The organism is Trichocoleus sp. FACHB-591, from assembly GCF_014695845.1.
Taxonomy (GTDB): Bacteria; Cyanobacteriota; Cyanobacteriia; order FACHB-46; family FACHB-46; genus Trichocoleus.
The window spans coordinates 17,656-43,046 of the sequence record NZ_JACJPA010000109.1; the positions used below are offsets into that span (position 1 = coordinate 17,656).

The following is a 25,391-nucleotide window of genomic DNA, read 5'->3' on the forward strand; positions in this document are numbered from 1 at the left end:
CTAGGGCAATCGCTCACTACTTTAGACAACCAATATCCTTCAGCATGGCTAACTGCTGCTGGACAGGAGCGAGCGTATTAGCAGCGATCATGCCACTGGCTGCAACGGCGGGTAAGCCAATGCCAGGAAAAGTAGAATCTCCACAGCACAATAGTCCTGGCAAAGGTGTATTCGGTCCTGGAAATAAGCTGTCTCCGGCGGAGATGGCGGGACCATAAGAACCTCGATAACGCCGCAGATAGCGCTCGTGAGTGAGCGGGGTGCCCACCAAGGAGACTTGGCGGCGGGAGCGGATATCAGGAATGACACGTTCCAACGCTTGCCACATCACCTCTGCTCGTTGCTCCTTTTGTTGGGCATAGGCTTCACTGCGCCGATCCAAGCCTTGCCACAAATCATAAGGTTCATTCCCAGGAGTATAGATATGAATCGTATGTTTTCCAGCAGGAGCCAGGGAAGGATCAAGCAGAGAGGGAATGGAAACAAGAACTACATTTTGAGGGGCGGTGACTCCCATCTCCCAATCATTCACCACAATGTAGTGACAAGCCAAATCCGAGCGAAGTTCAGTAGCATCAATACCGAGATGGAGATGCATAAAACTATCGCAAGCTGGCGTAGATTGCCGCTGAGCTTGAAAACGCTGAGGCAAAGCTCCTGCGGGTAGTAACTTGAGCGTATCCCAAATAGAAGCATTCGAGATCACCGCTCGTTTAGCACGAATCTCCTTACCACCTCGCAAACGCACTCCGACTGCGCGATCGCCTGCTACTAAAACTTGTTCTACATGAGCATTTAACAGCAATTTTCCTCTCCGTTTCTGCAATCCTCGCACTAAGGCATCTACCAAGGCTCCGCTGCCCCCAATGGGATAGTCGAGCGTTACTTCTGGTCGATACCAATCGGCAAACATAAACGCCATCTCCGCTGCACTGGTTCCACTGGCAGGTAACCCAGAGAGGAGAAAACATAACAAATCGAGCCAATTGCAGATAAACGGATCTGTGATCACACCCTCCATAACTCGACTAAACGAGCCAGTCAGCTTCGGAATATGACCAATATGTTGAAAAAGAGAGGAAGCAAAACGCCCCATAGTCAAGGCAGCACCGATATCAAAGCGAACGGCGGCTGGAGGAATTGCGATCGCCGCTCTCCCTAGAGGAGCCATGACCCGCTGTAATTCTCGCCATTCGGATACCGCAGTTTCCCCTCGAAGTTTAGCTAAAACCTCACAGAACTGATCCGCACCAACAGTAGTATCAAAATCGCCCTCAGGGAGACAGCAACCCCACGTATTGTAGGTAGCACAGGGCAGCTCTTCACCAATGGCATCCAACACTTGACGGAGAGGGTTAGCAGAAGGACTATAGGACAAACCAGAGTAGAGCGAGGGGCCAGAGTCAAACTTGAACCCTTGATACTCAAACCCATGAGCCGCACCACCCGGAATCGCATGGCTTTCACAAACCGCCACCTCAAAGCCATAGCGAGCTAGGAGCGCCGCACAGCTCAGCCCTCCAATGCCACTCCCAATTACAACTACATCCACTACATCCGTCACGGTGTCACTCAATAATCGAATAAGTCTTCAGATAGGGGGTAGATTACCATCTACTGATTATGCTGAGCACATCAGTTGTTGCTTGAGAGGCCACCCCGATGAACTCCGCAGACAATCACCAAAATTCCAGTGATACACCTGATCAAGCGGTCAACCTCAACACCAAGCAAATGGACGATGGTAGCGACGCTGATCTAGATGATTTGCAGATCACTGATGACAACGTTGTTTATAACGAACGTCTCCTCAACAGCCCAGCCGTCATGCCAGAGATGCCAGGGCAGCGAAGAGACGCAGATGCAGAGAGCAAAGAACAAGTTTAACCAGTGGTCCTAATTTCCAGCCTTCTCCAACCGCTCTTGATGGAGATAGTCAAACACAGACTTATCCCCGATGTCAGGTGGAATCGCCTGGATCACTTTGCGGCAAGCAAACACGAGAAACAGTGCTGCCCACAGAGCTAGTAGTACCTGTTCTCCCTGAGTTGGCAGAATGCCTACCATATGCCCTAGCAGCAAAATAGGAAGTAGCGGAGTCAAGATCTTTGTCTCAGCTCGATTAAAGCAAAAAGCTTCCTTGAAAAAGATCCCTGTCAAAGCTGCAAAAGTGAAGCCAACGCCCAACAAACTTAAGGGATGATTGTAAACGAAACTCGCTAGCGGTTCATCTGCTTGTAGAGCAAACGCGATCGCACTGAGGCTCCCGATCGCCCAGAACGCTTGCAAAGCTCGATGCAGCGGCGCTAGATAGATATGAATCGTGAGTAAACTAACGCCCAAGGCCAGTGAAAAGCCAGCATACAGCACAGTCAACCACGACATCACACCTGGTTCATCGCCAAAGCGCAACACCAACCCAGCCCCAAGCGCAAAACAACCAGCCGCCACCGCTAGCCCCGCGCGATAGATTATCACACCCTGGCGATCGCCCTCCGTAATCGTAAACTCCCCAAACTGCCCTTGATACACTTCCGGTTCCAACTTCGCAGTCGTCATCTCTCCTCCCTCTAACAAAAAAACAACAACATAGCCAAAAGTACCCTTTTGGAGGGGGTCTGGGGGACGCAACCCTCCCTCAGCAGGGGATTGGGGGCGAGTGCCCTCAAGCATTTGGTTTTAGCAGCACCTCAACTGCATCTCCAACATGCAATTTCAAACTAGCCTCAGCACTTCCCCCATTCACCGCAACCTCAACCCATCCATGACTCCCTACTAATGCTAACAACGTCCCAGCAGGGCGATCGCTGTAGCTAGACATCCCCATAATTTGCGTCTCACCAATCACAACCGCCCAAACCTGCTCTATCACCGCACTTTCAGGAATATTCGTAATTAAATTGCCAAAGCGATCGCAATACTGTACACAACCCCACATCCTGTCACCCTCAGACCGATAACTCAGAATTGGCAACTGCACCAAACTTTGCAGATCAATCACTGGCCCCAACTCCCGCAACGTCACCCCAGAGGCCAAATGAGCCGCCACAGGCGCAAAAACATCACGGCCATGAAACGTCGCACTCAGTTGCCCCGATCGCCAGAATCGAGCATTCGTTAACTCCACTGCCGCGATCGCCCGCTGCTGACTCAAAACCCCACTAAACAACCCATTATCTGGCCCCACCAAAAACCCATCCTCCAGTTCCACCGCGATCGCCCGCCTTGCACTTCCCACCCCCGGATCAACCACTGCTACATGCACCGTTCCAGACGGAAAGTAAGGATAAGCATTCAGCAAACAAAACCGAGCGGCCACTACATCCTGAGGCGGAACCTGATGCGTCAAATCAATCACCCGCACCTCAGGATTAACCTGAGCCATCGCCCCTTTCATCACCCCCACATAAACATCACTCAAACCAAAATCAGTCAAAAGAGTAACTAAACGTTGCGACATAAAAAGTAAATTATCTTCTGGAGGAGGTCTGGAGGACGCAGCCGTCCTTCAGCGGGGGTTCGGGGCGAGTGCCCCCGATGGTTCGGCTCACGAACCCAACTCAGATAAAGGATACTGCCGCCCATACTCATACATCGCGATCGCCGCCGCAGTCTGCACATTCAAAGACTCCACCATGCCAAACTGAGGAATCGCGATCGCCAGATCACAAAGATTTGCAATCTCCGCTGGAATCCCCGTCAGTTCACGCCCCAACACCAAAACCGATCGCCTAGGAAAACTGAACCCAGACAAAGGCACCGCATCAGCCCTTAAATCCAGCGCGATCGCAGAATAACCCGCCTGCTGTTGAGCTGCAATCCAAGCAGGCAAAGCCGAAACCGAACAAGCTTCTAAGGGTTGCCAATGGTGAGCTGAAACAGCCAAATTCCTAAACGCCAAATTCTGGGTCAGGGCTAAATCTGCCACCACCACCGCCCCCACTCGAAACGCCTCCGCAGTGCGACACAGCCCACCCAAGTTAGCGGGATTCTGCACCAAACTGGCACAAACCACCAAATCTTGGCGGGGCAATTGGGCATAGCGATCGCGAGCAATCGAGGGTCGCTGAGGCAGAGACATGGGCATAATCTCACAAGGCGATCTTAAATTTTTGGTAATGGACGTTACAGACTGTGAGCCGGGAATGTTAACTTAGAGATCAGTTAAAAGCATAATCAAGCAGAAAAAACAGTCCGTCATGAACAAAAATCATCGAGAAGCCGCAACCAGAACCGTACAAGCTCATCGGGAAAACATCCAGAGAAGCCTGCAACACCGCCTAGAAGTTGCTAGAGCCAACGGAGACGAAAATCTAGTTCGCATGTTGGAAGCCGAAGCCAACTACCTCCGCTAATCATTCACTCAATAGGTTAGGGATTGGATATTGATTGCAAGGCCAGCGATCGCCTAAACTATGCTTCGATTTGCTGGCCCGCCTGCTTTAGTATTTCATTGCTCAAGAGTTACCCTTCAAGCTTTCTAAAGAAAATCCCTCAAGAATCCAACCCGTTAATTGGGCGATTTTTGAGGGATTTTTTTAGGAGTTAGAAATCAACCGCTCCCCGACACCACAGGTAGGATTTGCTTAGTACTTCATCCACCGATTACGTAGCGTTATCAGGAGCTTTCTTGCTTGACGTTAAACTTTAGGTTTTTAGTTCCCCAATGTCTGAAATTTATCCGATGCGGCTTAATTTGGACCGGGTTCTAAAAGCGTTTGCCCCTGAAGCTGAGTTGGATGACGCAAACCTACTTCCATTTTAGGCTTTATCTTGACGGTGAGTGAAAACCTGCGGCTAGTATGAAGAAGCGATCGCCCCTGATGGTGCATTTCAGGGCGAGTTATCGCTGCTGATTCGTTCTTGATTGAATGCTTATGAAAGCAGAACTGCTCAACTGGATTCTGTTTGCTGGCAAGGTTTTACACCGTAACAGTGATTGGATGGCTTGGAACTTATTCCTAGCTCTTATCCCGTTAGGATTGAGCGTTTGGCTATTTCGTAGAAGTCGGCAACCCTCCATTTTTTGGTGGTTGGGTTTGTTGGTGTTTGTCGCCTTTCTACCCAACGCTCCCTACGTTCTGACTGACATCATTCATCTGATTTACGACATTCGTGAAGGATTTTCCGAGTGGATTGTCACTCTCGTCCTAGTACCGCAGTATATGTTGTTTATTCTGGCGGGCTTTCAAGCTTATGTCCTATCGCTGATCAACTTGGGCCATTACCTCAACCAACGACAACGGCATCGCTATGTGCTTTGGGCAGAATTGGTTCTGCATGCGTTGAGTGCGCTCGGCATCTACCTAGGGCGATTCTTGCGTTTTAACAGTTGGGATTTAGTCACACGCCTAGACTCCGTGGCAGACAAAGTCGTAGATGATTTAGTAGCTAAGCGGCCTGCCCTCGTAATGTTCGTCACATTCATCGTTATTACTGGCTTGTACTGGCTGATGAAGGAGGTGACGTTGGGCCTAATTTTGCGGAAGCGCTATCGTAGAACCTTTGAATCGACCTCTGAAGCTGATCCTGGGTCCAGCTAGTTCAAACTTCCGGAGCTAAACCAATCTCAGGATCTAAGCGTGCGTAATCCTGCACCGCTTTAACCAGATTTTCGGGGGTGCCAATGTCGAGGTATACACCTGTCTCAAACACCTCTGCTTCGACTCGCAACCCTGCTGTAATTCCCGCTTGAATCACATCCCCGATCGCGAGTTCTTGGAGCGATCGGGGTCCTAAATTTTGGGCCTTGCCTGCTTCGATTTCCTTGAGGTAGTCATGGAGAAACTGAGTGAACGTTGGATTCCAGACCGCGATCGCCCACATATATTGCAAAGTGGTTTGGCTCGGTTTCTCAATAATCAGATGCACTCGCCCGGATGAGTCAAAATCAACCATGCCTGCTTTTTGGGGTTGGTCGGTAGGAAACAAGCCCAAAACTACATCAGCTTGCGTTTGGGCCTGCCGTCGCAATAAATGAGTAAATGCATCTTCGGGCCAAAACAGAATATCTGGAAACCCCAGCGCCACGATCGCGTTTTGGACAAACGGATAAGCTTGGTCCAGGGTATAAGGCACTCCATAGGGCAACCCCATGAGTAAGTAGCCCAAGTGCATCTGTAGCATTGAGCCATCACCAAAATAAGCGGGAATGTCCCACTTGCCAGACCGCAGAATGAAATAAGCCTGAGCAATCCCCGCTTGCTGCAACCGCTCTAGTAAATATTGGCTCACCACTTTGGGCCGCACACTTCTTCCGGATGCTACCGCTTGAAACCCAATCGGATATAACTCTTTGCTGAGCGGAAGCGGTGAAATTCGCGTTGCCTGACCGCCCGCAGGAAGTAATCCGATGATAGGTGGTGAAGGGGTGGCTGGCAAGGCAATGAAGTCAGATTGTGGCATGGGTTTAGATGCGGAATTGAATCTGCGGTCATTGAAGTTGTGGGAGCGATCGCCCTCTCTATATTCCCGATATTCCCGGCTAAGCACCAAACTCTTAAGGCTGGCAGAGGCTGGCAGTTGCTGTCCATTGCTATAGCTGTGAATTCTGGGAATCCTATAGGGTGAAGAACTTTACCTGCTTCTAGCAGATTACTCAAATTAGGCGGCAAAACTAAAACGATGAAGAACTTGCTCAATGCTGGTGTGGGTCCAGGATTAGTCTGGTTAGCTCTGCTCAGCATTATCTTGCTGCCATCTCCCGCCACGGCTACCAGCAAAACGGCTCAAGCAAGCAACGTGAAAGCAGAACTTGCTTACCAAAAAGCCAACACGGAATTTACTCAGTTTAATGACCTACGTCTAAAAATCACCCGTGGTGGAAAAACACTGCTTGATCAACCCTTGCCAGATAGTGAAGGGAATTGGCCTCTAGTGGCTTTAGGGACCGATTGGGCCAAGGAAAACGCTCAGGCCGCCTTTCAAGTGCGTGACTTAGATGGTAACCAAGAGCCAGAAGTGTTGATCGATCTGTTTACAGGTGGAGCGCACTGTTGCACCTACTCGCTGATCTACCGTTACAACCCCAACTCTCAAAAGTACAGTTACAATCGCTTTGAGTGGGGCAATGGTGGTTACCAGTTGCAAGACTTAGACAAAAACGGAGTACCAGAATTTAACGGGCGCAATGATGCCTTTGCTTATGCTTTTGGTAGCTACGCTGCCTCTGGCTACCCACTCCAGATCTGGCAATATCGGCAAGGCAAAATGGTGGATGTGACTCGCCAGTACCCCAAGCTCATTTATAACGATGCTCATTTTTGGTGGCAAACCTTTGTCGAACGCCAGAATGATAGTGTGGAGTATGGAAAAGGGGCGCTGGCTGCCTACTTAGCTGATAAATACTTGCTTGGGCAAGGACAAGACGGCTGGCAAAAAGTCCAAAAAGCTTACAAAGGGCCCGATCGCCAGCAGTACTTTACCGAATTACGTCGTTTTCTGCGGCAGACTGGCTATATTTCGGGTAAATCTCGCTAATCTGGACCGTGAAGCAGAATTGTAATTAGTTATACCGAAACAGCTTATTTTTAGGTCAGGTTTCCTCTCGAATTAGTCATAGGGGCACTCACACCCAATGATAGAAAACCTCTGCAAAGCTAAGGACTAATCTTGTAGCATAACGTCTTTATTTAAGAGAGTGTAAATATGACAACTGATCCTCGTGATAACAGACCAGAAAACGATCGCTTTGATCCTGAAAATAATCCGGGAACCCAAACTCATGTACCCACCACAGACGAGGGAGATACACCCTTAGATGAGCGGTATCGGATGACCAGTCAACGCTCTGATTCTGATCCTAGCTCCGGTGCCGAACCCGAAGATCCAGGCGCTCCAGTAGAAGTGATTGGTGGCCCGAATCAGGGAACTGAGGTTCGCTAAAACAATTCCTGGAGCTAGGAAATGTTGGATAAGATGAATTACTAATAACTCCCTAGCTAGCGACATTTGCCGAGTAGGGAGTTTTTTATATTTGGTTAAATAATACCAATTCTATCTACAGATATTCGTAGGGGCGAACGGCCGTTCGCCCCTACAGCCAATCACTTTAAATAATTTTTAGCGCTGATCAGTCTTAGGTTTTAACGATTTGGAAATGGCCGTAGACACCAGCCAGAGAGTAATTGCTACGACTAACCAGATGAGTGTTGCAGCAATCAAAACTACCGATGCTGACCAGCGATCAACAAAGTACCAAACGGCGATCGCAAAGGTGATCAGACCAATGCTGCCTAGAGCTGCACCTGCGGTATCGGCTCCAGCAGCATCTATGTTTTCGTGCTTTTCAATGAGGGTGATGCTCGCAGGTAAAACGGCAGGAAAGGCCATAAACAATCCGCCGATGCTGGGACCATAGCGATAGGCCAAAACTCCGGTGAGCATAGTGACTAGTCCGCCAAATACAAACCGGATAGCATAGTCTGACCAACGCATTTGTTTCAGCTTAGAAAGATCAACCTTGATACCCATACTTTCCCTCAGTCATCCTAAGTAAAGCTGACTGTCCACAGCCCATAAGCAACGGTTAGCCACAATAGCCAAGCTGCTACAGCCGCCACCCAAGCTTTAATTCTTTGGCTCAATAGCAACCATGTGACTAACAGACTGTAGAAGAACAGGGCGATCGCCCCGGCGATCATGGCTTGCGCTGCTGTCTGTACATAAGTCATGCCATTGTTGGCAAAGGCGATACTTAAGGTTGCTAAAGCCACAGAAGGAGCCGCACCAAATAGCCCAGCGAAGCTTTTAGGTCGTAGCACATCGCTAATAACAGCAAAACCGGAGACGAAGAGTCCCCCGATAAAAAATCGCAGAATCAGCTCAGACATTGACTACTTTAAGCTGAGATTAAATTTTGGTTAAAACACTCTAGCTTGTAGTCTAAGATACTGTCATCAAACTATAGTCTTAGGCCTAGTCACCCTATTTAAGGAGCCAAGTCAAGTTGTCGCCGTGCTGCTGCTAACAGGAGCTTGTGTTCTGCACGGGCGATCGCGTGATAAGTGCGCTCAACTGCCTCGGCATCGACAGAAATCGAGTTGATGCCCCAACGAACTAAGTGATCAATCAATTCTGGAGATTGGGCGGGCGCTTGGCCACAAATGGAGCAAGGAATCCCGGCGGCTTGAGCCAGCTGAATCAGTTGGGCGATCGCTCGTAACACGGCTGGATGGCGTTCATTAAAGGCGGCAGCGAGTTCGGGTTGGTCGCGATCGGCCCCTAGCAAAAGTTGGGTTAAATCATTGGTGCCAATCGAAATGCCCTGGACTCCAGCTTTTACATAATCTGGCAGCAAAAATAGTACCGATGGCACCTCTGCCATGATCCACAGCTGAAACTCTGCTTGCTGTATCAACCCAGCTTGTTCTACCCGCTGCCGACAAAAGCTAAACTCTTCTACTGTGCGGACAAAAGGTAGCAATAAATGCACATTGCTGTAACCCGCTTGTTGCACCTCCGCCAGGGCTGTGAGTTCTAGCTCGAATAAAGCAGAGTCGAGAAGATAGCTAAATGTGCCCCGCAGTCCCAACATGGGGTTGGGTTCGGCGGGTAGCAATCTGCCGCCTTCTAGCGCTTGGAATTCATGAGAGCGCAAATCGAGCGCCCGGTAAAACACCGGGCGGGGAGCGAAGGCTTTCGCAAACTGGCTCACCTGACTAGCAATTCGATCTATAAATTCCTGCTGCCGTCCCTGTTGCAACCATAGATTGGGATGTTGGTGTTCTAGAACCTCTAACAGCATCAGTTCTGAGCGAATTAACCCAATGCCATCTACGGGCAAAGTTTTAACTTGGTCAATGAAACGAAGTTGGCTCAGGTTGACCAACAGTTCCGTGGCGATCGCGGGTAGGGGGCGATCGCTCCAGCGAGAATTAGGAGACGAAACAGGGCTATCTTGACCAGAGCGATTGATCGAGTCAGCATCGGCAGGCAGCGTGGTTTTTGGCTTAGGCTGGGTTGGAGGTGGTTGTCGTTGGTAATGAGTGGTTCTGAAATCAGCAATCCGATAAATCTCTCCCTGCGTGCCATCCAATAGCACTGTTTCTCCCGCCTGAATAATGCGAGTCGCCTGCGCCGCACCCACAATCGCCGGCAATCCTAACTCCCGCGCCAAAATAGCGCCGTGACTGGTCATGCCGCCTTGCTCAGCCACCAAACCAGCAGCTTGCTGCAAGCATGAAAACCAATCTGGTGTGAGCGTGGTGGTGACTAAAATTCGACCGGGTGGGATGTCGTCAGGTAGATGAGCATCAGTAATCACGACTGCTTCCGCGATCGCTTGACCACTAGCCGCTGCCAATCCTTTTAGAATCAACTGGGGTTCTGTCGGTACAGTCTTCCGCAGCCATGATGGAGCGATTTCGTCTGGTTGCTGGAGTTCCGAAATTGGTAAGTTGACTTGGGTGAGATACAGCTCCGGGGGGGACTCCACATCTGCCTGCATCCACATCCACTTAAAGGTGAACGTAGCGCTAAAGTCAGTTTTGAGTTGTTGCGCGATCCGAATCAGTTGTTGCAGCGTGGCTGGAGGCAAAGCGTATCGGTTTTGCTGGGCTTCTGTGAGTAGGTGAACCTGCAAGCAGCCATCGGGATGTTGAAAAGCAGGCTGGCTAATGTCCTTTAAGAACGGTAAGAAATCGGGGGCTTGGGGCAAGGTATGGGCGCAGGTTTTGCTGCCCAAGGTTTGAGCTTGCACAATGCCTTGGAGCGCATCTACCTCGTAAGAGTCTGGAGTCACTTCACCCCAGGCGATCGCGGTTTCTAGACCCCAAGTAGACTGAATCGAAACAAGATTATCCTCAACCTTCACCACTCCTGCAGCGATCGCGGGCAAGACTGGGTGAATCAACACGGCTAAGCAAATTTGCTCTAAAGGAATTTCGGCTCGCTGCCAGTACAGCAAACTTTTGGCTCGAAACAACTCAGCCCAAACTTTTTTTAACCCTACCGCTAAGGCTTCTGGTTTAGCAGAGCAAATTTGCGGCTCAAAGATCTCGGCAGCTTCTAGGGCCAAGAGATTGTCGGCGGGTGGCTTCAGGGCCAGTGAAGGTTGCAAAATCAGGGTGGTGGCTTGCAGTTGGGAGGCCGCTTCGCTTAAGTTTTCTAGCCACAGCTCTGGCAATGGAGTGGTCGTAATCTCATGACGGATGTGCTGGGCGATCGCCTGCAATTGTTGAGGATGATCGACGTTCAGATGCAATGAAGAACTTGGAAGATCAGCAAATGGCTCTCGCCACTGAATAGATTCGATAAATTCTTGAAAGGTTTGGGCTGGTACCACTAAACCGGATAGCACAGGGTAGCCACTCTGAAGCAGATGACCGAGATAAAAGGCTTGATTTCCAAACCACAAAGGATTCGTATGTTGAATTTGATTCAACCAGTACAGGCTAGGCACAGGCAGCGCTGGTCTGAAAATAATCTTTCAATCTTAATCTAGTGGCTGTCTTTCCCTGGATCTTCCTTGCAATGATTAAAGACCTGACTGCTATTTAACCGACTTAGCCGACTCATTCAGTTAGCTGACTAAGCTAACAATCAAATTAATTAACTCGGCCAAGTTTACAGGCTTGGATAAGTGGTGCTGAAATCCGGCGGCTAGAGCTTGTTGGCGATCTTCTGCTTGGGCATAGGCAGTCAAGGCGATCGCTGGGATATTGCGACCTTGGGTTGCTTCTGCCGCACGCCACTGTCGGATCAAAACATAGCCATCTTCACCAGGCATGCCAATGTCGCTGACTAACACTTGAGGTTGCCACTGTTGCCGCATGGCTAAGGCCGCTGGGCTGGAGCCAACAGCTTTTACCTCAGCCCCTTGCTGCATTAAAGCAGTCATCAAAAATTCTCTGGTATCAGCATCGTCATCCACCACCAAAATGCGTAAGTTATTCAGATTAGGCGTAGATGGGAGGGTTATGGCGGGTCCTGCCAACGTGACTGAAGGTAGAACAGTTCCTGGGATTGGACCCAAGCTTCGAGGTAAGCGGACGGTAAACGTAGCGCCTTGGCCTATACCTGGGCTGGCTGCTTTCACTTGGCCCCCATGTAGCTCGACTAAATGCCGTACGATCGCGAGTCCTAGACCCAAACCGCCGAAAGAGCGAGTTGTCGTACTGTCGGCTTGACGAAAATGGTCAAAGACATGAGGGAGAAACATCGGACTAATACCTTGCCCCGTATCAGCGATTTCAATTTCTACAGTGGTTTCGCAGTGACGCAGATGCATCGTGATGTGCCCTGCTGGAGGCGTGAACTTGATCGCATTGGACAGTAAATTCCAAATTACCTGCTGCAAGCGATCGCTATCACCCAAGATGAAGCTATTGGGTTGGTCAAAAGTGAGTTGCAGTTGGATCGACTTGGCTTCGAGTAAAGGGCGGGCAGCATCGAAGGCCGCTTCAACCACTGGCACCAAGTCGAGTTGCCGCATTTGCAGCTTTATCTGGCCCCGCATCACTCGTGAGACATCGAGCAAGTCTTCAATTAATTGGGTTTGCAGCTTGGCATTGCGCTCAATGGTTTCTAGGGCGCGCTCGGTGGTAGCAGGATCAAAATTGCGATTTCGCAACAGGCGGGACCAGCCCAGAATGGCATTGAGGGGCGATCGCAACTCGTGAGATACGATGGCGAGAAATTCGTCCTTCATGCGATTAGCCGTTTGGGTTGCCTGGTAGAGCTGGGCATTGTCTACAGCGGCACTCGCCCGCCGCGCTAAATCTTCTGCTAAGTTTAAGTCGGCTGGTTGATAGGGCCGCGTAGAGTCTACTCGAATTAAAGAAATAACCCCCAACACTCTTTCGCGGGCTACGAGAGGGACGCACATGAGAGAGCGGCCTGCTAAGCGCTGTAACACAGCTAAGTGCTTGGCATCCTGGGCAATTTCAGCCAAAAACCCTGAAGAAATTTCTGGAATCAGCACAGATTTGCCAGTGCGTAGAGCAGTGAAAGCAGGATGCGGCTTGGTCAAATTAGGCGGGTACTGCTGCAACTGCTCTTTCATCATTTGAGCTTGCGCTGGGTCTCTGTGAGCGATCGCTAAGCGCCGCAGCGTTTCTCCCTCCTCCACCATATCAATGGTACAGAAGTCGGCCAAGGTAGGGATGGTGAGCTGCGCCATACTGGTAAGCGTGGCTTCGTAGTCGAGCGAAGACACTAATACAGTGCTCGCTTCGGCCAAAAACTGCAAAGCGCTCACCGCCCGCCTGCGCTCGGTGGTTTCTACCATCACGCCCCGGAGTTGCTGAGCTTGACCGGACGCATCGGTGACGACGTAAACAATGTCCCGCAACCAAATCACTCGGCCATCCGCTGCGATCGCCCGATACTCAAAATCTTGGTTTTGGCGGGTGGTCGCTGCTGTTTGGCAGATCTGGCGGACGCGATCGCGATCGTCTGGGTGAATTAAGCTGGGCCAGAAATTTGTGTCTTCCAGCCAGCGATCGATGGGGTAGCCCAGCATCGTCTCTGCTTGCTGGCTGACAAAGGTAAACTGCCAAGTTTTAGCTTCGGCTTCCCACACGATCGCGTCGAGTCCATTCACCAAATCGCGAAATCGCTGTTCCGCAGCTTCCGCCGCCGCTCGAGCTGTTTGTTCTCGCTCTAGCAGCTTCAGCCGCTCCACCTCGGCCCGCTTACGCTCAGATACATCTGACATCAGCGACACAACGCTGTTGGGCTGCCCCTTGTCGTCTCGCAGCACCGCCGTCCATAAGTCAATAAAGATCGACGTTCCATCTTTGCGCTGGCGATAAGTTTCAAATCCGCTGAGCAGTTGGCCCGCTAAAGTCGTCTGTAAATTTTGTAAAAATTCTGCCTGTTTATCGACAGGAATACTAGGGAGAGGTTGACCCAGCACTTCTGACGCAGACCAACCAAAAATCTTTTCAGCGGCAGGGTTCCAAAGCTGGACGCGGCCTTCGGGGTCCAGCATGGTGATGCCGAGTGGAGAGGCTTGGATCAGCGCTTGTAAGGTTTGGTTGGTTTCTTCTAAAACGATCGCGGCTTGTTTGTACGGAGTAATGTCTTCTAACAAGCCATCAATAAAAGCTTTACCATCGGCTGATTGGCTCAAGGTGGCGCTGAGCAAAGCCCAAATGCGACTACCCTGGCTACAGAGCTGGACTTCGCGCTCGTAGTAGCGGCTACTGGCTTGTAACCATTGTTGAAATTCTAAGTAGTCGGCATGGTGGCAAAACAGTTCTTGCCAATTCAGCGTTAGGGCAGCGGTAGTGTGCGGTAATTTCAGGATCTTTTGAAAGGCGCTGTTGCTTTCTAGCAAATGCCCATCTGCACTCGCTCGAAACACACCCACATTCAGGCGCACCAGCAAGGATTGGAGTTGTTGTTGTAACTGAGCTGATTTGCGTCGCTCGATCGCATGTTCTAGGGCAGAGCGGACGGCGATCGCTAAGCGAAAGGTGTGTTTGGGAGACTTGAGGATGTAGTCTTCTACCCCAGCCTTCATCGCTGCCACCGCCACTTCTTCGTTACCGCTGTTGGTGAACATAATCACCGGACAGTCGGGATAACGGGCTTTAATGGCTTGGGCGATCGCCACCCCATTGTTCCAACCTAGCTGATAGTCAGTGACGACTAAGTCAAACGTATCTGTAGCGAGAGCTTGGGTAAATTGCGCCGCAGTAGCAACTTCCTGAAGCTCTACGTCCTGGAACTCCCGGTGCAACTCCCGCTTTACCAGGAGGCGATCATCAGGGTTGTCATCGATAATCAAAATCCTTGTCATAGGATTGCCAACTGAACATCCACTTCAAGCTGCGCCAGAGAAAAGTTACTGCAAGTCGGGTCTGGATACAATTGCCGCGATCGCTTTAACTTGCATCCTAAACCGCATCTGGGATGGCATCAAGGCTCAATCGTGGGCCAGCGTGGGGGCTTGATTGAGATTCATCCAATAGAGATCGAGCATTTTCACAATGTCTAATAAAGCGTTGAAGGCTACTGGCTTGACTAAGTAAGAATTTGCGCCCAAATCGTAGGCCCGATTCACATCGCCCATTTCTTGGGAGGAGGTCAGCACGATCACGGGGAGACGCTTTAGCTCAGGCTGTTGTCGTAACCACGCTAGCACTTCATGCCCAGAACGGCAGGGAAGTTTTAAGTCGAGCAACACGAGACTAGGTAAGGGATGCTGATGGCGATCGCGATAAGGGTCTTGGCCAGACAAATAAAGTACAGCGGCTTCGCCATTGTCTAGCACCTGCATCGGAGCCGGGAGGTTCGCTTTAGTAAAGGCTCGTTGAATGAGTAAAACGTCATTTGGATCATCTTCCACCAATAAAACTGATCCTGACGTGCTTGAAATCATAGCGCTCTCTCCGTCTCTGTCTCTTGTAACTCTAGCTTGGTCTAGCTCTGGACTTGGTTTAACTCTGGGCTTGTGGTAACTCTGGGCTTGGTCTAGCTCTGGGCTTGTGGTAACTCTAGCCAAAACTGACTGCCTTGGGTAGGGCAAGACTCAACTCCGACCCGACCACCCATGCGTTCTACCCCCTTACGCACGATCGCTAAACCAATGCCAGTGCCAGGATATGCTTCGGTACCATGCAAACGCTCAAAAACCCGAAAAATGCGTTCTTGATGTTGCGGAGCGATGCTAATGCCGTTATCTTTCACCCACAGCCGCACGCCATCGGGTTGCGTCTCCGCCCAAATTTTAATTCGGGGTTGCACTCCCGCCCCCACGAACTTCAGCGCATTCATCAGCAAGTTGGTCAGGACTTGCACCAGGGTAACGCGATGACCCATGACGCTGAGGAGCGGGGGCACAACCGTAATTTGGGCGTGGCGTTGCCGAATTTCTAAGTCTAGCTGCGCCAAAATCTCACTGACTAAAGCAGTTAAATCGATCGGTTGTAGCTGCAACTCAGCGCGGCTCAAGCGACTGTACGCCAGCAAATCTTCAATCAACGTGTCCATGCGTTGAGCGGCTTTGCTGATGCGATGCGCGTAGTCCTGGCCAACTTCATCTAGAGCTTCCTGATAATCTTCCAGCAAGGCTTGGGTAAACCCTTGCATGGCTCTCAGGGGTGCCCGTAGGTCATGAGAAACCGAGTACCCAAACGCCTCTAACTCGGTGTTGGCTGCTTGGAGTTGAGCGGTGCGCTCTAAAACCCGATTCTCTAGCTCGGTGGCATTTTGCTGGAGTTGTTCTCGCAATTGGGCTTGCTCTAGCGCGATCGCCAGTTGATTGGCGACTTCCTGACTGATTTCTCGCTGCTCAGGGGTCAGTGTGGCCACATGAGCGCCCAGCAACCTCAGCTCGCCCACCAAGGTGCTTTCGCTTTTGAGCCGCAACGTCAAACAGGTTTCATGTTCGTCCGTAGGCTCAGGCAAGAGATTGGTAAGGCAAGTTGCTTCTAGCGCCTCAGCGGCATGAGGCGGATTAGATAAAGTCAAGGGTGAAGATGGCTCGACATTAGGTAAAACGGATGCCAGGGGTAGGCGGGTGCCAACTGCCAACCGAGAAACTTTTCCGTTGCTGCTATTCCCTAAAATCTGCGCTTCGCCAGCTTCAAAGTCGTAGCGCAACAGCAAGGCTTGTCGGCAAGGTACTAGATAGCACAGACGAGCGATCGCCGATTGAGCAATTTCTAGCGATGAGTGTGCTTCTAGGATGGCGCGATCAATATCATGCAGGATGGCTAAGCGTTGAGCCGAGCGTTGCAGAGCGGCTTCTGCGCGTTTGCGCCGTGTTAGGTCACGAGTGATGAGTGCATAAAACCCCACCAGTAGCAGCAAGGTCAGAATGGCAATTAGCGATAGGGCGAGCGTGGTCTGGCGGATGCTGTCGCGGGACTGCTGCGAGCGCAGCACTAACAGGTCTGCCTCCTCTTGCTGCATATCAGCAACCGTGAGGCGGATTTGATCCATCAGTTGTTTGCCTCGATTGGACAACACAATCCGCCGAGCCGCTTCCAGCTTGTTCTGCTGGCCCAATTGAATCGTTTGGTCGAGTTCGCTTAACTTCTGGTTGATTACGGGTTTCAAGAAAGCGAGACGACCTTGCTGGTTCGCGTTGTCCCTAGTCAAGGATTGCAACTGCTCCACTCGCTGATTTATTTGAGCGATCGCACTGTTATAAGGTTGCAAATAGCGGGTTGCCCCGGTTAAGAGATAGCCTCGTTGTCCAGTTTCGGCATCTTTCAAGGTCGAAAGCATTCTCTCCAAGGTGATAATCACTTCTTGGGAATGAGTGACCGAGGCATTGTTTCGGATCAGTTGCAGGATATGGTAGTACGACACTCCCACATTGATCGCCAAAACAGCGAGGCCAAAGACGAAGTAGACCGTGAGGCGACGATGCAAAATCTTGGACATAGGTTACTGTCAGAGGCTGACCTTAGGGCTAGATTTCACTAAGGTTGCGATCGCGTGAGTCAGGGCTATCGGTTCTACAGGCTTGGACAAATGCACCTGAAATCCAGCCGTGAGAGAGCGTTGTTGTTCTGCTTCACCAGCGTAGGCTGTTAAGGCGATCGCCGGAATATGACAAATCCTGGCATCGGCCCGCACCTGTTGAATCAACTCATGGCCGTCACGCTCTGGCATCGCAATATCACTGACGAGCACATCGGGTTGGCAATGTTGCAGTACAGCCAGGGCTTCTGCGACCGCAGCCACGGCAGTGACTTTAGCGCCTTGGGCTTCTAAAACAACCGTGAATAACTCTCTAATATCTACTTCATCATCCACCAACAAAATCTGCATCCCCTCTAGGGTTGGCCCTGGGTCTGTAGCCACGGCACCCAACTCCGCAACACTGTGTACTTGAGTGGGTTCTGCCCTAGTAACGAGCGGGAGCCGCACACTAAAAGTAGCGCCTTGGCCTTCCCCCGGACTTGTAGCTTGGACTGTACCTCCATGCAACTCAACCAAGTGACGCACGATCGCCAAACCAAGCCCTAACCCGCCTTGCGATCGCGTCGTGGTGCTGTCGGCTTGGCGGAAGCGTTCAAAGACATGGGGCAGAAATTCCGGTGCCACGCCTAAGCCCGTATCACTGACCCGAATTTCTACTTGAGGCTCACCCGGAGAGCCATTGCAATCTAGGTTGGAGTTGCCCAGCGCTTGGACTTGCTCCATCTGCACCTCGACTCGCCCTCCAGACGGCGTAAACTTGACGGCATTGGAGAGCAAATTCCATACCACTTGCTGAATCCGGTCTGGATCAACCGTGACTCGATACCGGGGAGAAGTACAAGCACAGGTGACTTGGAGTGACTTAGCTTCAGCCGCCGGACGCGCTGCATCGATCGCCGCTTGAATCACTGTCACTAAATCGGTAGGGCAGAGATTGAGCCGCAACTGGCCCCGAATAATCCGCGAAACATCCAAAATGTCTTCTATGAGTTGGGCTTGCAATTTAGCGTTGCGCTCAATGGTTTCTAAGGCGCGTGTGGTGGTAGCGGCATCCATCTGACGCTGCGTGAGCAAGCGGGACCAGCCCAAAATCGAATTGAGGGGAGTGCGAAGTTCGTGGGACAGGGTAGCCAAAAACTCATCTTTCATGCGATTGGCGGCTTCGGCGGTGCGACGGGCAGCTTCACTGGCGGCTCTGGCTTGCTGCGCTTTCTGATATAACCGCACGTTGTCCAGTGCGATCGCAGCTCGGTGCGCTACTTCTTCCACCAACACTCTTTCGTCGGGTCCATATCGCCGATCGGAGACAGTTGTAGCTAGCAAAATAGCGCCTAAAATGCGATCGCTACCCCGGAGCGGCTGAATTGTAAAAGACCGCGTGGCTAAATTTTCGATGGCAGTGATATGCCCGGAACTGGTGGGAAATTCTCGGAAAAATGTCTCCGCGATCTCCACCTGACAAAACGCTTTTCCGGTCCGGATCGCCTCAGCCACGGGCACTTGGGCTTGCAGATGCAGAGGATAGTTTTGATTGAAGGCTAGTAATTGCTCGGTCTGCGTCGGATCAACATGAGCCGCAGCCACGCGACGAATTAGGTCTGAACTTTCATCTCGGACATAAATCAGGCAGTAGTCTGCCAAGTTGGGCACGATAACCTGAGCGAGCGCTTGTAAGGCCACTTCAGACTCCAAGGAAGTCGCGAGTTGAGCACTCACTTGAGCTAAAAAAGCGGCGCGTTGTTGTGCGGCTTCCGCTTCCGCCCGTGCAGCTTGGGCTTGGATCAACTGCACCCGTTCGGCTTCCGCTTGCTTGAGGGCGGTAATGTCGCGGCTGACGATCAAGGCATATTGCACGTTTCCTTCAGCATCCAACTCGGGTACCACCCGTGATTGATAAGTGCGCCATCCTTGCAGGCTAGGAGCTTTAAATTCCACCGTCTGCTCTTTTCCTGTGGCAAACATCTGCTCCATGCTGCTGTCCCAAGCTTGACAGAATGACTCTGGCAAACCATGTTCTTGACTCGTATGGCCCAAGAAGAAAGCGGCGGGGAATCCGGTGATGCGCTCTACGGCTGGATTGACATAGACATAGCGAAAGGCGCGATCGCAGCGAATAATTACATCCGGGGTGTTATCCAAGAGTGCCTTAGATTCTTGCTCTCGCCGATACAAAGCTTCCTGGGCCTGCTGGCGTTCTGCAATCTCCTGCTGCAAAATCACATTGGCTTGGGTGAGGGCTAAAGTGCGTTCCTCCACTAACCGTTCCAATTCGTCATGAGATTGGCGCAGCACCTCCTCTGCTTGCTTGCGTTCCGTAATATCTAGAACGGTCCCGAACATTCGGATCGGTTGACTGATCTCATTTTGCAGAAACCGCCCCCGACTGACGACCCAATGCAGCGTGCCATCGGGCCAAATAATCCGAAACTCTTCGCTATAGTCGGCTCTAGAGGCTTGCGCTACCTTAAAAGATTGGGCTAGGCGATCGCGATCGTCTGGGTGCACACAAGCTAAAAAGGCGCTCACGGTACCCGAAAAAGAGTCCTCGGGCAGGCCAAATAACCGCTCTTGTTGGCGTGACCAGCTAACTTTACCGGTACGGATGTCCCAATCCCAATTGCCCATTTGGGCGGCTTCGATCGCCAGACTGAGTTGTTCTCGGCTTTCCCAGAGCTTCAGACCTCGCAAATGAGCTTGTCGCTTTGCCAGCCAAAGCCTGTGGTGGAGCAAGTTTGTCACCACCACTGCGGCAATCCCAGCACCAAGGCGCAGCAGATCTGTTTCAGTAAAGTTGAACTGGAACAAGGGTAGATTGATGAAGAACTCAAAGGCCAATGCCGATAGAAAACCAGCCGCAAACCCTGGGCCTACACCGCTGTACCAAGTGTTGACAACAATTGCAATAAAAAATAGTAGGGCTGGGGTATGACTCAGTAAGGGTTGCAGTAAGCAGGTGAAGACCAAGGCGATCGCCACCGTAAATGCAGCGATACCGTAATGTTGTAGAGCCGTGTACCTCACCGTCATCAACCAGCCTTCACTGTAAATAGAGCAAATAGAGCAATCAAATAGCTCAGCGTCAACAGACCTGCATACCCAGCACAGAGCAGGGTGCCCAAAACCCAATTCTGGGTTCAAGGACATAGCCTTTCTATCAAGACTGATTGAGCTAAATTCAGCAACGACTCCAAGAACCTTTTCCACTTGATCCCGCTCTGTCTACAGATAGATCTTGAGGCGAGCTGTGTAGTCTAAGGAAGCAAGGTTTCTCTACAAATTGAATAGAGCAAACTGGCTAGAGAGAACTGAACAAACTGATCTACTCCATAACTGCACTGGGTTTGTTGATGCGCCACTGGACTCATCCGTTGAAAGCTTGGCTGAATGTAATCCTGGAGTCTCCTTGCCCGTTGTGTCAGCGCTCGACTGCCGCTACCTTTTGCCTCGACTGCGATCGCCAGCTCCAACGCTGTGCTTTGCCAGCTCCATCGGCGCAGTGGCAGGGGCAACTCCCGGTGTTTGCTTGGGGCAAATATGGCGGCACGCTCAAACGGGTGCTAGCGGGCTTGAAGTACGACTACCAACCTCAAGTCGCGCAGCCTCTAGGGCAATGGTTAGGGCAAGCTTGGCTCAAGCAAGGGCCAAAACATCTCGTTCATCCAACCTCGGCGGCACCCTTACCCATAGTGGTACCCATTCCACTCCACGCAGCCAAACTAAAACAACGTGGGTATAACCAAGCCGAACTTTTAGCCCAGAGCTTTTGCGAGCAAACAGGTTTGCCCTTGCAGCGGCAAGGTTTAGTGCGAATTCGAGCCACAGAAGCTCAATTTGGTTTGTCGCAAATCGCTAGAGAGCAGAACTTGGCAGCGGCTTTTGCGCTGAATCAATCTGGATGGCGAGGCCCGCGCGATCGCCCTGTGTTGCTACTCGATGACATTTACACGACTGGAGCAACAGTACAGTCAGCCGCCCAAATCCTGCGATCGCAAGGGATTAAGGTTTGTGGCATCATCGCGATCGCTCAGGCGCAATACTAAGGCGCGTTTGAAGAAATAAGTTTGATGAGATTGCGAATTTAAAGCACTTTAAGAAGGATATACAGTAGGTTGCATCCGTGTGGGCCGAGTGGGGCCAAAGATCGGGCTAGGATCTAAGCCAGCAATTTGTTGAAATTGCTCTGGTGTAATCGTGCTCACAATGGGCTGCTGTTCCCAAGTCTTGAGCTTCTGATGCGCCTGCAATAGGAATTGAAATCCCCTAACGAGAGGGACAGTTAACCAGTTGTCTACTAACGTCTCCACCAGCGCTAATTCAATCAGGGGTGCTGGATAAACTCGTAGGAGATCTGCTAAGTAATCTTCAAAGTCATCAATTAAGTCGCTTGGCTCAAGATGCAATTGATAACTATTGACGATATGTTTAACTCGTTGATGGCTGAGTTGTTCCGAAATATTCATCTAGACCTCAGCTAGACTTTAGCGTTGAAATTCTTCTGAATCACTGTCTAAAATTAATCCTTAACTAATAAGTAATTGATAATTTCAAAGATTTTACCAAGCACGGTTTAATTTATAAAAATAATTCTAATTCTTTTCAGATTAATTTAAGCGGCTGCACCTGGGCGATCGCGAATGCAGAGTCAAGCAAGTTTCGGTTAGCAGAGCAAGATGTGGTGAGGTTTTCGCCGAGCATCTAGGTCGATACCGCTTGATCACACGCTCATGGGATGATAAAGAAATTACCAACCCTTGAGGTCCATACCGAGCCTGCAATTAAGCAATTTACCCAACTGGCTCTTGCATCAGCGCTAAATTCCCACGCCGTCAGCCATGAAAAAGTTTTCCGCTTATACATCTTCTTTATTAGTCACTGGGGCTTTATTTCTGGGAGCTTGTAGTCCCAATTCCAACAACACAGCCACCAACAATACAACTAATACCACCACATCCAGTCCAGGTACACCGATTTCCATTGGCATTGCCGTAGCCCAAACTAGCAACGTGGCTTTGTTAGGGCAAGAGCAAGTGGCAGGAGCCAAGATTGCCGAGAAATATTTCAATGAAAAAGGTGGTATCAACGGCACCCCAATCAAACTCGTGTTTCAGGACACCGCTGGAGATGAAGCAGGAGCGATTAATGCGTTTCAAACTTTGATTACTAGAGACAAAGTAGTCGGCATTGTTGGGCCAACTTTGTCTCAGCAAGCCTTTGGAGCCGATCCAGTCGCAGACCGAGCGAAAGTTCCTGTTCTTGGCCCTTCTAATACTGCGAAAGGTGTGCCGCAGATTGGAGAGTACGTTGCCAGAGTTTCCGCTCCGGTGGCGGTGGTAGCTCCAAACGCAGTCAAAGCGGCGCTAAAACTGAATCCTGGCATCAAGAAGGTAGCAGTTTTTTATGCTCAAAACGATGCCTTTAGTAAATCGGAAACTGAAACCTTTCAGCAGACCGTAAAAGACCAAAACCTCGATCTGGTTACAGTCCAGAAGTTTCAAACCACAGATACCGACTTTCAAACCCAAGTCACGAATACGCTCAATCTCAAACCGGAATTGGTAATTATTTCTGGGTTGGCTGCCGATGGCGGTAACTTGGTGCGGCAGTTGCGGGAACTAGGTTACAAAGGCGCAATTATTGGCGGCAATGGCCTGAACACCTCTAACATTTTTCCGGTTTGCAAAGCGCTCTGTGATGGCATTTTAATTGCTCAAGCGTATAGCCCCGAGCATCCTGGCGAAGTGAATGCGGCTTTCCGCAAGGCTTATCAAGCTCAATACAAGAAGGAGCCGCCTCAGTTCAGCGCTCAAGCTTTTGCAGGAGTGCAGGTTTTTGTCGAAGCCCTACAAAAAATGGGAGACCAGGCCAAACCCAATCCAGGGGCGATCGCTGAGCTGCGGACAGCGTTAAATCAGGAGATTTTGCGGGGGCAATATGCGACTCCTTTGGGCGAGATTGCGTTCACTCCAGAGGGTGAAGTGGTGCAGAAGGAGTTCTATGTCGCTCAAATCAAAATGGAAGGCGATCGTGATAGTGGCAAGTTTGTGTTTCTCAAGTAGGCTTAGCTCGCAGAGAAATTGATGAGTTTTACTCTGTTTTTTCAGCAGTTCTTGAATGGCTTATCGATCGGCAGTGTTTATGCCATTTTTGCTTTGGGCTATACCCTGGTCTTCTCGATCTTAGGCATTATTAACTTTGCCCACGGTGCTATTTTTACCCTCGGAGCTTATTTCACCTACACGCTCATGGGCGGAGCGTTTGGTTTTAACGGCTTGCTGGCGAATGCCTCTCTCCCGGTGCAACTGCCGTTTGCTTTAGCCTTGGTATTGGGCAGTGGTTTAGCAGGTTTGGTCGGTGTAGCTGTCGAACGAATTGCCTTTCAACCGTTGCGCCAACGCCGCGCTGATCCGCTACTCACCGTGGTTTCCAGCTTGGGTGTGGCAGTGGTAATTGTGAACTTGATTCAGTATCTCGTTGGGGCAGAGATTTATACTTTCCCTAACAATACCTATGGCGATTTGCCAGCAGCCATTAACTTTGGCACTGTCGCCCAACCGATCATGATTCGCACCGTACAGGTGATCATTTTTGCTGTTTCTGTGGTGATCTTGGGGATTTTAACCTTTTTGATTAACCGCACTAAGTTCGGCAAAGCGATGAAAGCTGTGGCAGAAGACCCCACAACTGCCAGTCTGCTCGGCATCAATACCGATCGTTTTATTGTCTTGACCTTTTTCGTCAGTAGCTTTCTAGGTGGTTTGGCAGGAACGTTAGTTGGTTCCAGTGTCGGGATTGCGGGGCCTTACTTTGGTATTGGCTTTGGCCTCAAAGGATTAGCGGTGATTGTGCTGGGTGGACTAGGCAGTATCCCTGGAGCTGTGTTAGGGGGGGTAGTTATTGGCTTAGTAGAAGCGTTTGTCCCCTCTGACTACTCGGCGTACAAAGATGCAGCCGCCTTTGGCATCCTATTTCTGATGCTATTGGTGCGACCGCAAGGTTTGTTAGGTCGTACCTTCGTGCAAAAGGTTTAATCATGGCTGATTATGGTTTTGACTTTCTGGCGACCTACGGCTTCCTGATTGTCTCTATGTTGCTGGGGGCGATGTTGGGGCTGTCTCTCTATTTGCCGCTAATGGCAGGGCAGCTATCTCTTGCCAGCCCTGGGTTCTACGCTTTAGGGGGATATATTGCGGCAATCTTGTCTACCAAGGTGTTCCCTTCTACGGGCGCTACCTTTTCTATCCCGTTGTTGTTACTAGAAATGGTGATTGCGGGAGCGGTGTGTGGAGCACTGGGAGTGCTGGTTGGCGTGCCAGCTTTACGTTTGCGCGGCATCTATCTGGCGATCGCTACCATTGCCTTTGTAGAGATTCTGCGTGTCCTTGCTCTCAACCTAGAAATTACCGGAGGTGCAGTTGGGATCTTTGGCATCCCGCAACCGTTTCAGACACCGCTGGGATATCTGTGGATTGTGGTGCCGCTGTTGCTCCTAAGTATGTTCTTTGTCTACCGTCTGGAGAATATCCGCATTGGTCGGGCTCTAATTGCTATCCGGGAAGATGAACTCGCAGCCGATGCGATGGGGATTAATCCCACATACTACAAAGTCTTAGCCTTTACGCTAGGAGCCATTCTAGCAGGGGTCGTCGGCGCGGTGAGTGCCCACTTCATTAATACCTGGAATGCACGGCAAGGCACCTTTGATGCCAGCATTATCTATCTCACGTTTGTCTTGATTGGTGGTTCTAGAACCGTGGCTGGGCCTGTCTTGGGGGGCATGGTCTTCACCGCTTTACCGGAAGTGCTGCGGGCGATCGCAGATACACCGAATCTCCCGCTCTGGTTGGCTAGTTTCTTGCGGGATGGTCGCTTGATTATCTTCGGCTTGCTGATCGTCATCGGCACGATCTTTTTTCCCCAGGGTTTAGTCACACCCGATTTGTTCAAACGGCGCGATCGCACTAAAAAGATGATGCCGACTGGAGTCCGGAAGTAATTTTAGGCAGGCGTTA

At 50.7% G+C, this 25,391-nt stretch carries 22 protein-coding genes; 9 read left to right on the top strand and 13 right to left on the bottom strand.

The window, feature by feature from the left end:
* Positions 1-16 precede the first annotated feature (16 nt).
* Positions 17-1,564 carry an FAD-dependent oxidoreductase gene (locus H6F90_RS22950; RefSeq protein WP_190554460.1) on the bottom strand — a complete coding sequence of 516 codons (1,548 nt, stop codon included), beginning with the start codon at positions 1,562-1,564 and terminating at the stop codon, positions 17-19.
* 98 nt (positions 1,565-1,662) lie between these two features.
* On the opposite strand from H6F90_RS22950, the gene H6F90_RS22955 reads away from it, so the two are divergent.
* Positions 1,663-1,887 (top strand): hypothetical protein, encoded by a 225-nt coding sequence (locus H6F90_RS22955; protein ID WP_190554461.1) that lies wholly within the window; start codon positions 1,663-1,665, stop codon positions 1,885-1,887.
* A gap of 9 nt (positions 1,888-1,896) precedes the next feature.
* Here the strand turns inward: H6F90_RS22955 and H6F90_RS22960 are convergent, their stop codons facing one another.
* The 3 genes from H6F90_RS22960 to H6F90_RS22970 all read right to left on the bottom strand — a co-directional run bounded on the left by H6F90_RS22960 (position 1,897) and on the right by H6F90_RS22970 (position 4,081).
* The gene (locus H6F90_RS22960; protein ID WP_190554462.1) at positions 1,897-2,559 is read right to left on the bottom strand and encodes a DUF2301 domain-containing membrane protein; all 663 of its coding nucleotides are present in this window, start codon (positions 2,557-2,559) and stop codon (positions 1,897-1,899) included.
* A 106-nt stretch (positions 2,560-2,665) separates the two neighbouring features.
* Entirely contained in the window at positions 2,666-3,460 is a 795-nt protein-coding gene (locus H6F90_RS22965; RefSeq protein WP_190554463.1) for an S-adenosyl-l-methionine hydroxide adenosyltransferase family protein, read from the bottom strand.
* Positions 3,461-3,547: 87 nt separating this feature from the next.
* On the bottom strand, positions 3,548-4,081 hold the full coding sequence (locus tag H6F90_RS22970; protein WP_190554464.1) for an RNA methyltransferase: 534 nt from the start codon (positions 4,079-4,081) through the stop codon (positions 3,548-3,550).
* 118 nt (positions 4,082-4,199) lie between these two features.
* Between H6F90_RS22970 and H6F90_RS22975 the strand changes: the two genes are divergently transcribed.
* Together H6F90_RS22975 and H6F90_RS22980 are read left to right on the top strand one after the other, a co-directional pair.
* Positions 4,200-4,355: a hypothetical protein gene (locus H6F90_RS22975; RefSeq protein WP_190441166.1), complete on the top strand. Its 156-nt coding sequence runs from the start codon at positions 4,200-4,202 to the stop codon at positions 4,353-4,355.
* Between the two features lie 522 nt (positions 4,356-4,877).
* The gene (locus H6F90_RS22980) at positions 4,878-5,543 is read left to right on the top strand and encodes a DUF1361 domain-containing protein (RefSeq protein WP_190554465.1); all 666 of its coding nucleotides are present in this window, start codon (positions 4,878-4,880) and stop codon (positions 5,541-5,543) included.
* 1 nt (position 5,544) lies between these two features.
* Here H6F90_RS22980 and H6F90_RS22985 read toward each other — a convergent pair whose 3' ends face one another.
* A complete protein-coding gene (locus H6F90_RS22985; RefSeq protein ID WP_190554466.1) occupies positions 5,545-6,405 on the bottom strand; it encodes a sugar phosphate nucleotidyltransferase in 861 nt (286 codons plus the stop codon).
* 219 nt (positions 6,406-6,624) lie between these two features.
* Here H6F90_RS22985 and H6F90_RS22990 point away from each other — a divergent pair, with 219 nt between their 5' ends.
* Entirely contained in the window at positions 6,625-7,479 is an 855-nt protein-coding gene (locus H6F90_RS22990) for a hypothetical protein (protein WP_190554467.1), read from the top strand.
* Positions 7,480-7,647: 168 nt separating this feature from the next.
* Positions 7,648-7,884, top strand: coding sequence for a hypothetical protein (locus H6F90_RS22995; RefSeq protein ID WP_190554468.1), 237 nt, complete (start codon positions 7,648-7,650; stop codon positions 7,882-7,884).
* Positions 7,885-8,061: 177 nt separating this feature from the next.
* Here H6F90_RS22995 and H6F90_RS23000 read toward each other — a convergent pair whose 3' ends face one another.
* The 7 genes from H6F90_RS23000 to H6F90_RS23035 all read right to left on the bottom strand — a co-directional run bounded on the left by H6F90_RS23000 (position 8,062) and on the right by H6F90_RS23035 (position 20,409).
* Positions 8,062-8,472, bottom strand: coding sequence for a DUF3147 family protein (locus H6F90_RS23000; RefSeq protein ID WP_190554469.1), 411 nt, complete (start codon positions 8,470-8,472; stop codon positions 8,062-8,064).
* A 17-nt stretch (positions 8,473-8,489) separates the two neighbouring features.
* On the bottom strand, positions 8,490-8,831 hold the full coding sequence (locus H6F90_RS23005) for a DUF3147 family protein (protein WP_190431928.1): 342 nt from the start codon (positions 8,829-8,831) through the stop codon (positions 8,490-8,492).
* A gap of 98 nt (positions 8,832-8,929) precedes the next feature.
* Entirely contained in the window at positions 8,930-11,401 is a 2,472-nt protein-coding gene (locus H6F90_RS23010) for a putative PEP-binding protein (RefSeq protein WP_190554470.1), read from the bottom strand.
* Positions 11,402-11,521: 120 nt separating this feature from the next.
* Positions 11,522-14,746, bottom strand: coding sequence for a response regulator (locus H6F90_RS23015; protein ID WP_190554471.1), 3,225 nt, complete (start codon positions 14,744-14,746; stop codon positions 11,522-11,524).
* 126 nt (positions 14,747-14,872) lie between these two features.
* Positions 14,873-15,328, bottom strand: a complete 456-nt coding sequence (locus H6F90_RS23025) for a response regulator (RefSeq protein ID WP_190554473.1) — start codon at positions 15,326-15,328, stop codon at positions 14,873-14,875.
* A gap of 92 nt (positions 15,329-15,420) precedes the next feature.
* Positions 15,421-17,340 carry a CHASE3 domain-containing protein gene (locus H6F90_RS23030; protein ID WP_199296114.1) on the bottom strand — a complete coding sequence of 640 codons (1,920 nt, stop codon included), beginning with the start codon at positions 17,338-17,340 and terminating at the stop codon, positions 15,421-15,423.
* 9 nt (positions 17,341-17,349) lie between these two features.
* Positions 17,350-20,409, bottom strand: a complete 3,060-nt coding sequence (locus H6F90_RS23035; protein ID WP_190554474.1) for an ATP-binding protein — start codon at positions 20,407-20,409, stop codon at positions 17,350-17,352.
* Positions 20,410-20,729: 320 nt separating this feature from the next.
* Here H6F90_RS23035 and H6F90_RS23040 point away from each other — a divergent pair, with 320 nt between their 5' ends.
* Positions 20,730-21,422, top strand: a complete 693-nt coding sequence (locus H6F90_RS23040; RefSeq protein ID WP_190554475.1) for a ComF family protein — start codon at positions 20,730-20,732, stop codon at positions 21,420-21,422.
* Between the two features lie 48 nt (positions 21,423-21,470).
* Here H6F90_RS23040 and H6F90_RS23045 read toward each other — a convergent pair whose 3' ends face one another.
* Complete coding sequence (locus H6F90_RS23045; RefSeq protein ID WP_190554476.1) at positions 21,471-21,842, bottom strand: hypothetical protein; 372 nt, start codon at positions 21,840-21,842, stop codon at positions 21,471-21,473.
* A 372-nt stretch (positions 21,843-22,214) separates the two neighbouring features.
* Between H6F90_RS23045 and H6F90_RS23050 the strand changes: the two genes are divergently transcribed.
* From H6F90_RS23050 to H6F90_RS23060, 3 genes are read left to right on the top strand one after another with little or no spacing between them, the layout of a single operon-like run.
* Entirely contained in the window at positions 22,215-23,438 is a 1,224-nt protein-coding gene (locus tag H6F90_RS23050; protein WP_190554477.1) for an ABC transporter substrate-binding protein, read from the top strand.
* 21 nt (positions 23,439-23,459) lie between these two features.
* On the top strand, positions 23,460-24,410 hold the full coding sequence (locus H6F90_RS23055) for a branched-chain amino acid ABC transporter permease (protein ID WP_190431913.1): 951 nt from the start codon (positions 23,460-23,462) through the stop codon (positions 24,408-24,410).
* A gap of 2 nt (positions 24,411-24,412) precedes the next feature.
* The gene (locus tag H6F90_RS23060; protein ID WP_190554478.1) at positions 24,413-25,375 is read left to right on the top strand and encodes a branched-chain amino acid ABC transporter permease; all 963 of its coding nucleotides are present in this window, start codon (positions 24,413-24,415) and stop codon (positions 25,373-25,375) included.
* Positions 25,376-25,391: the final 16 nt, after the last annotated feature.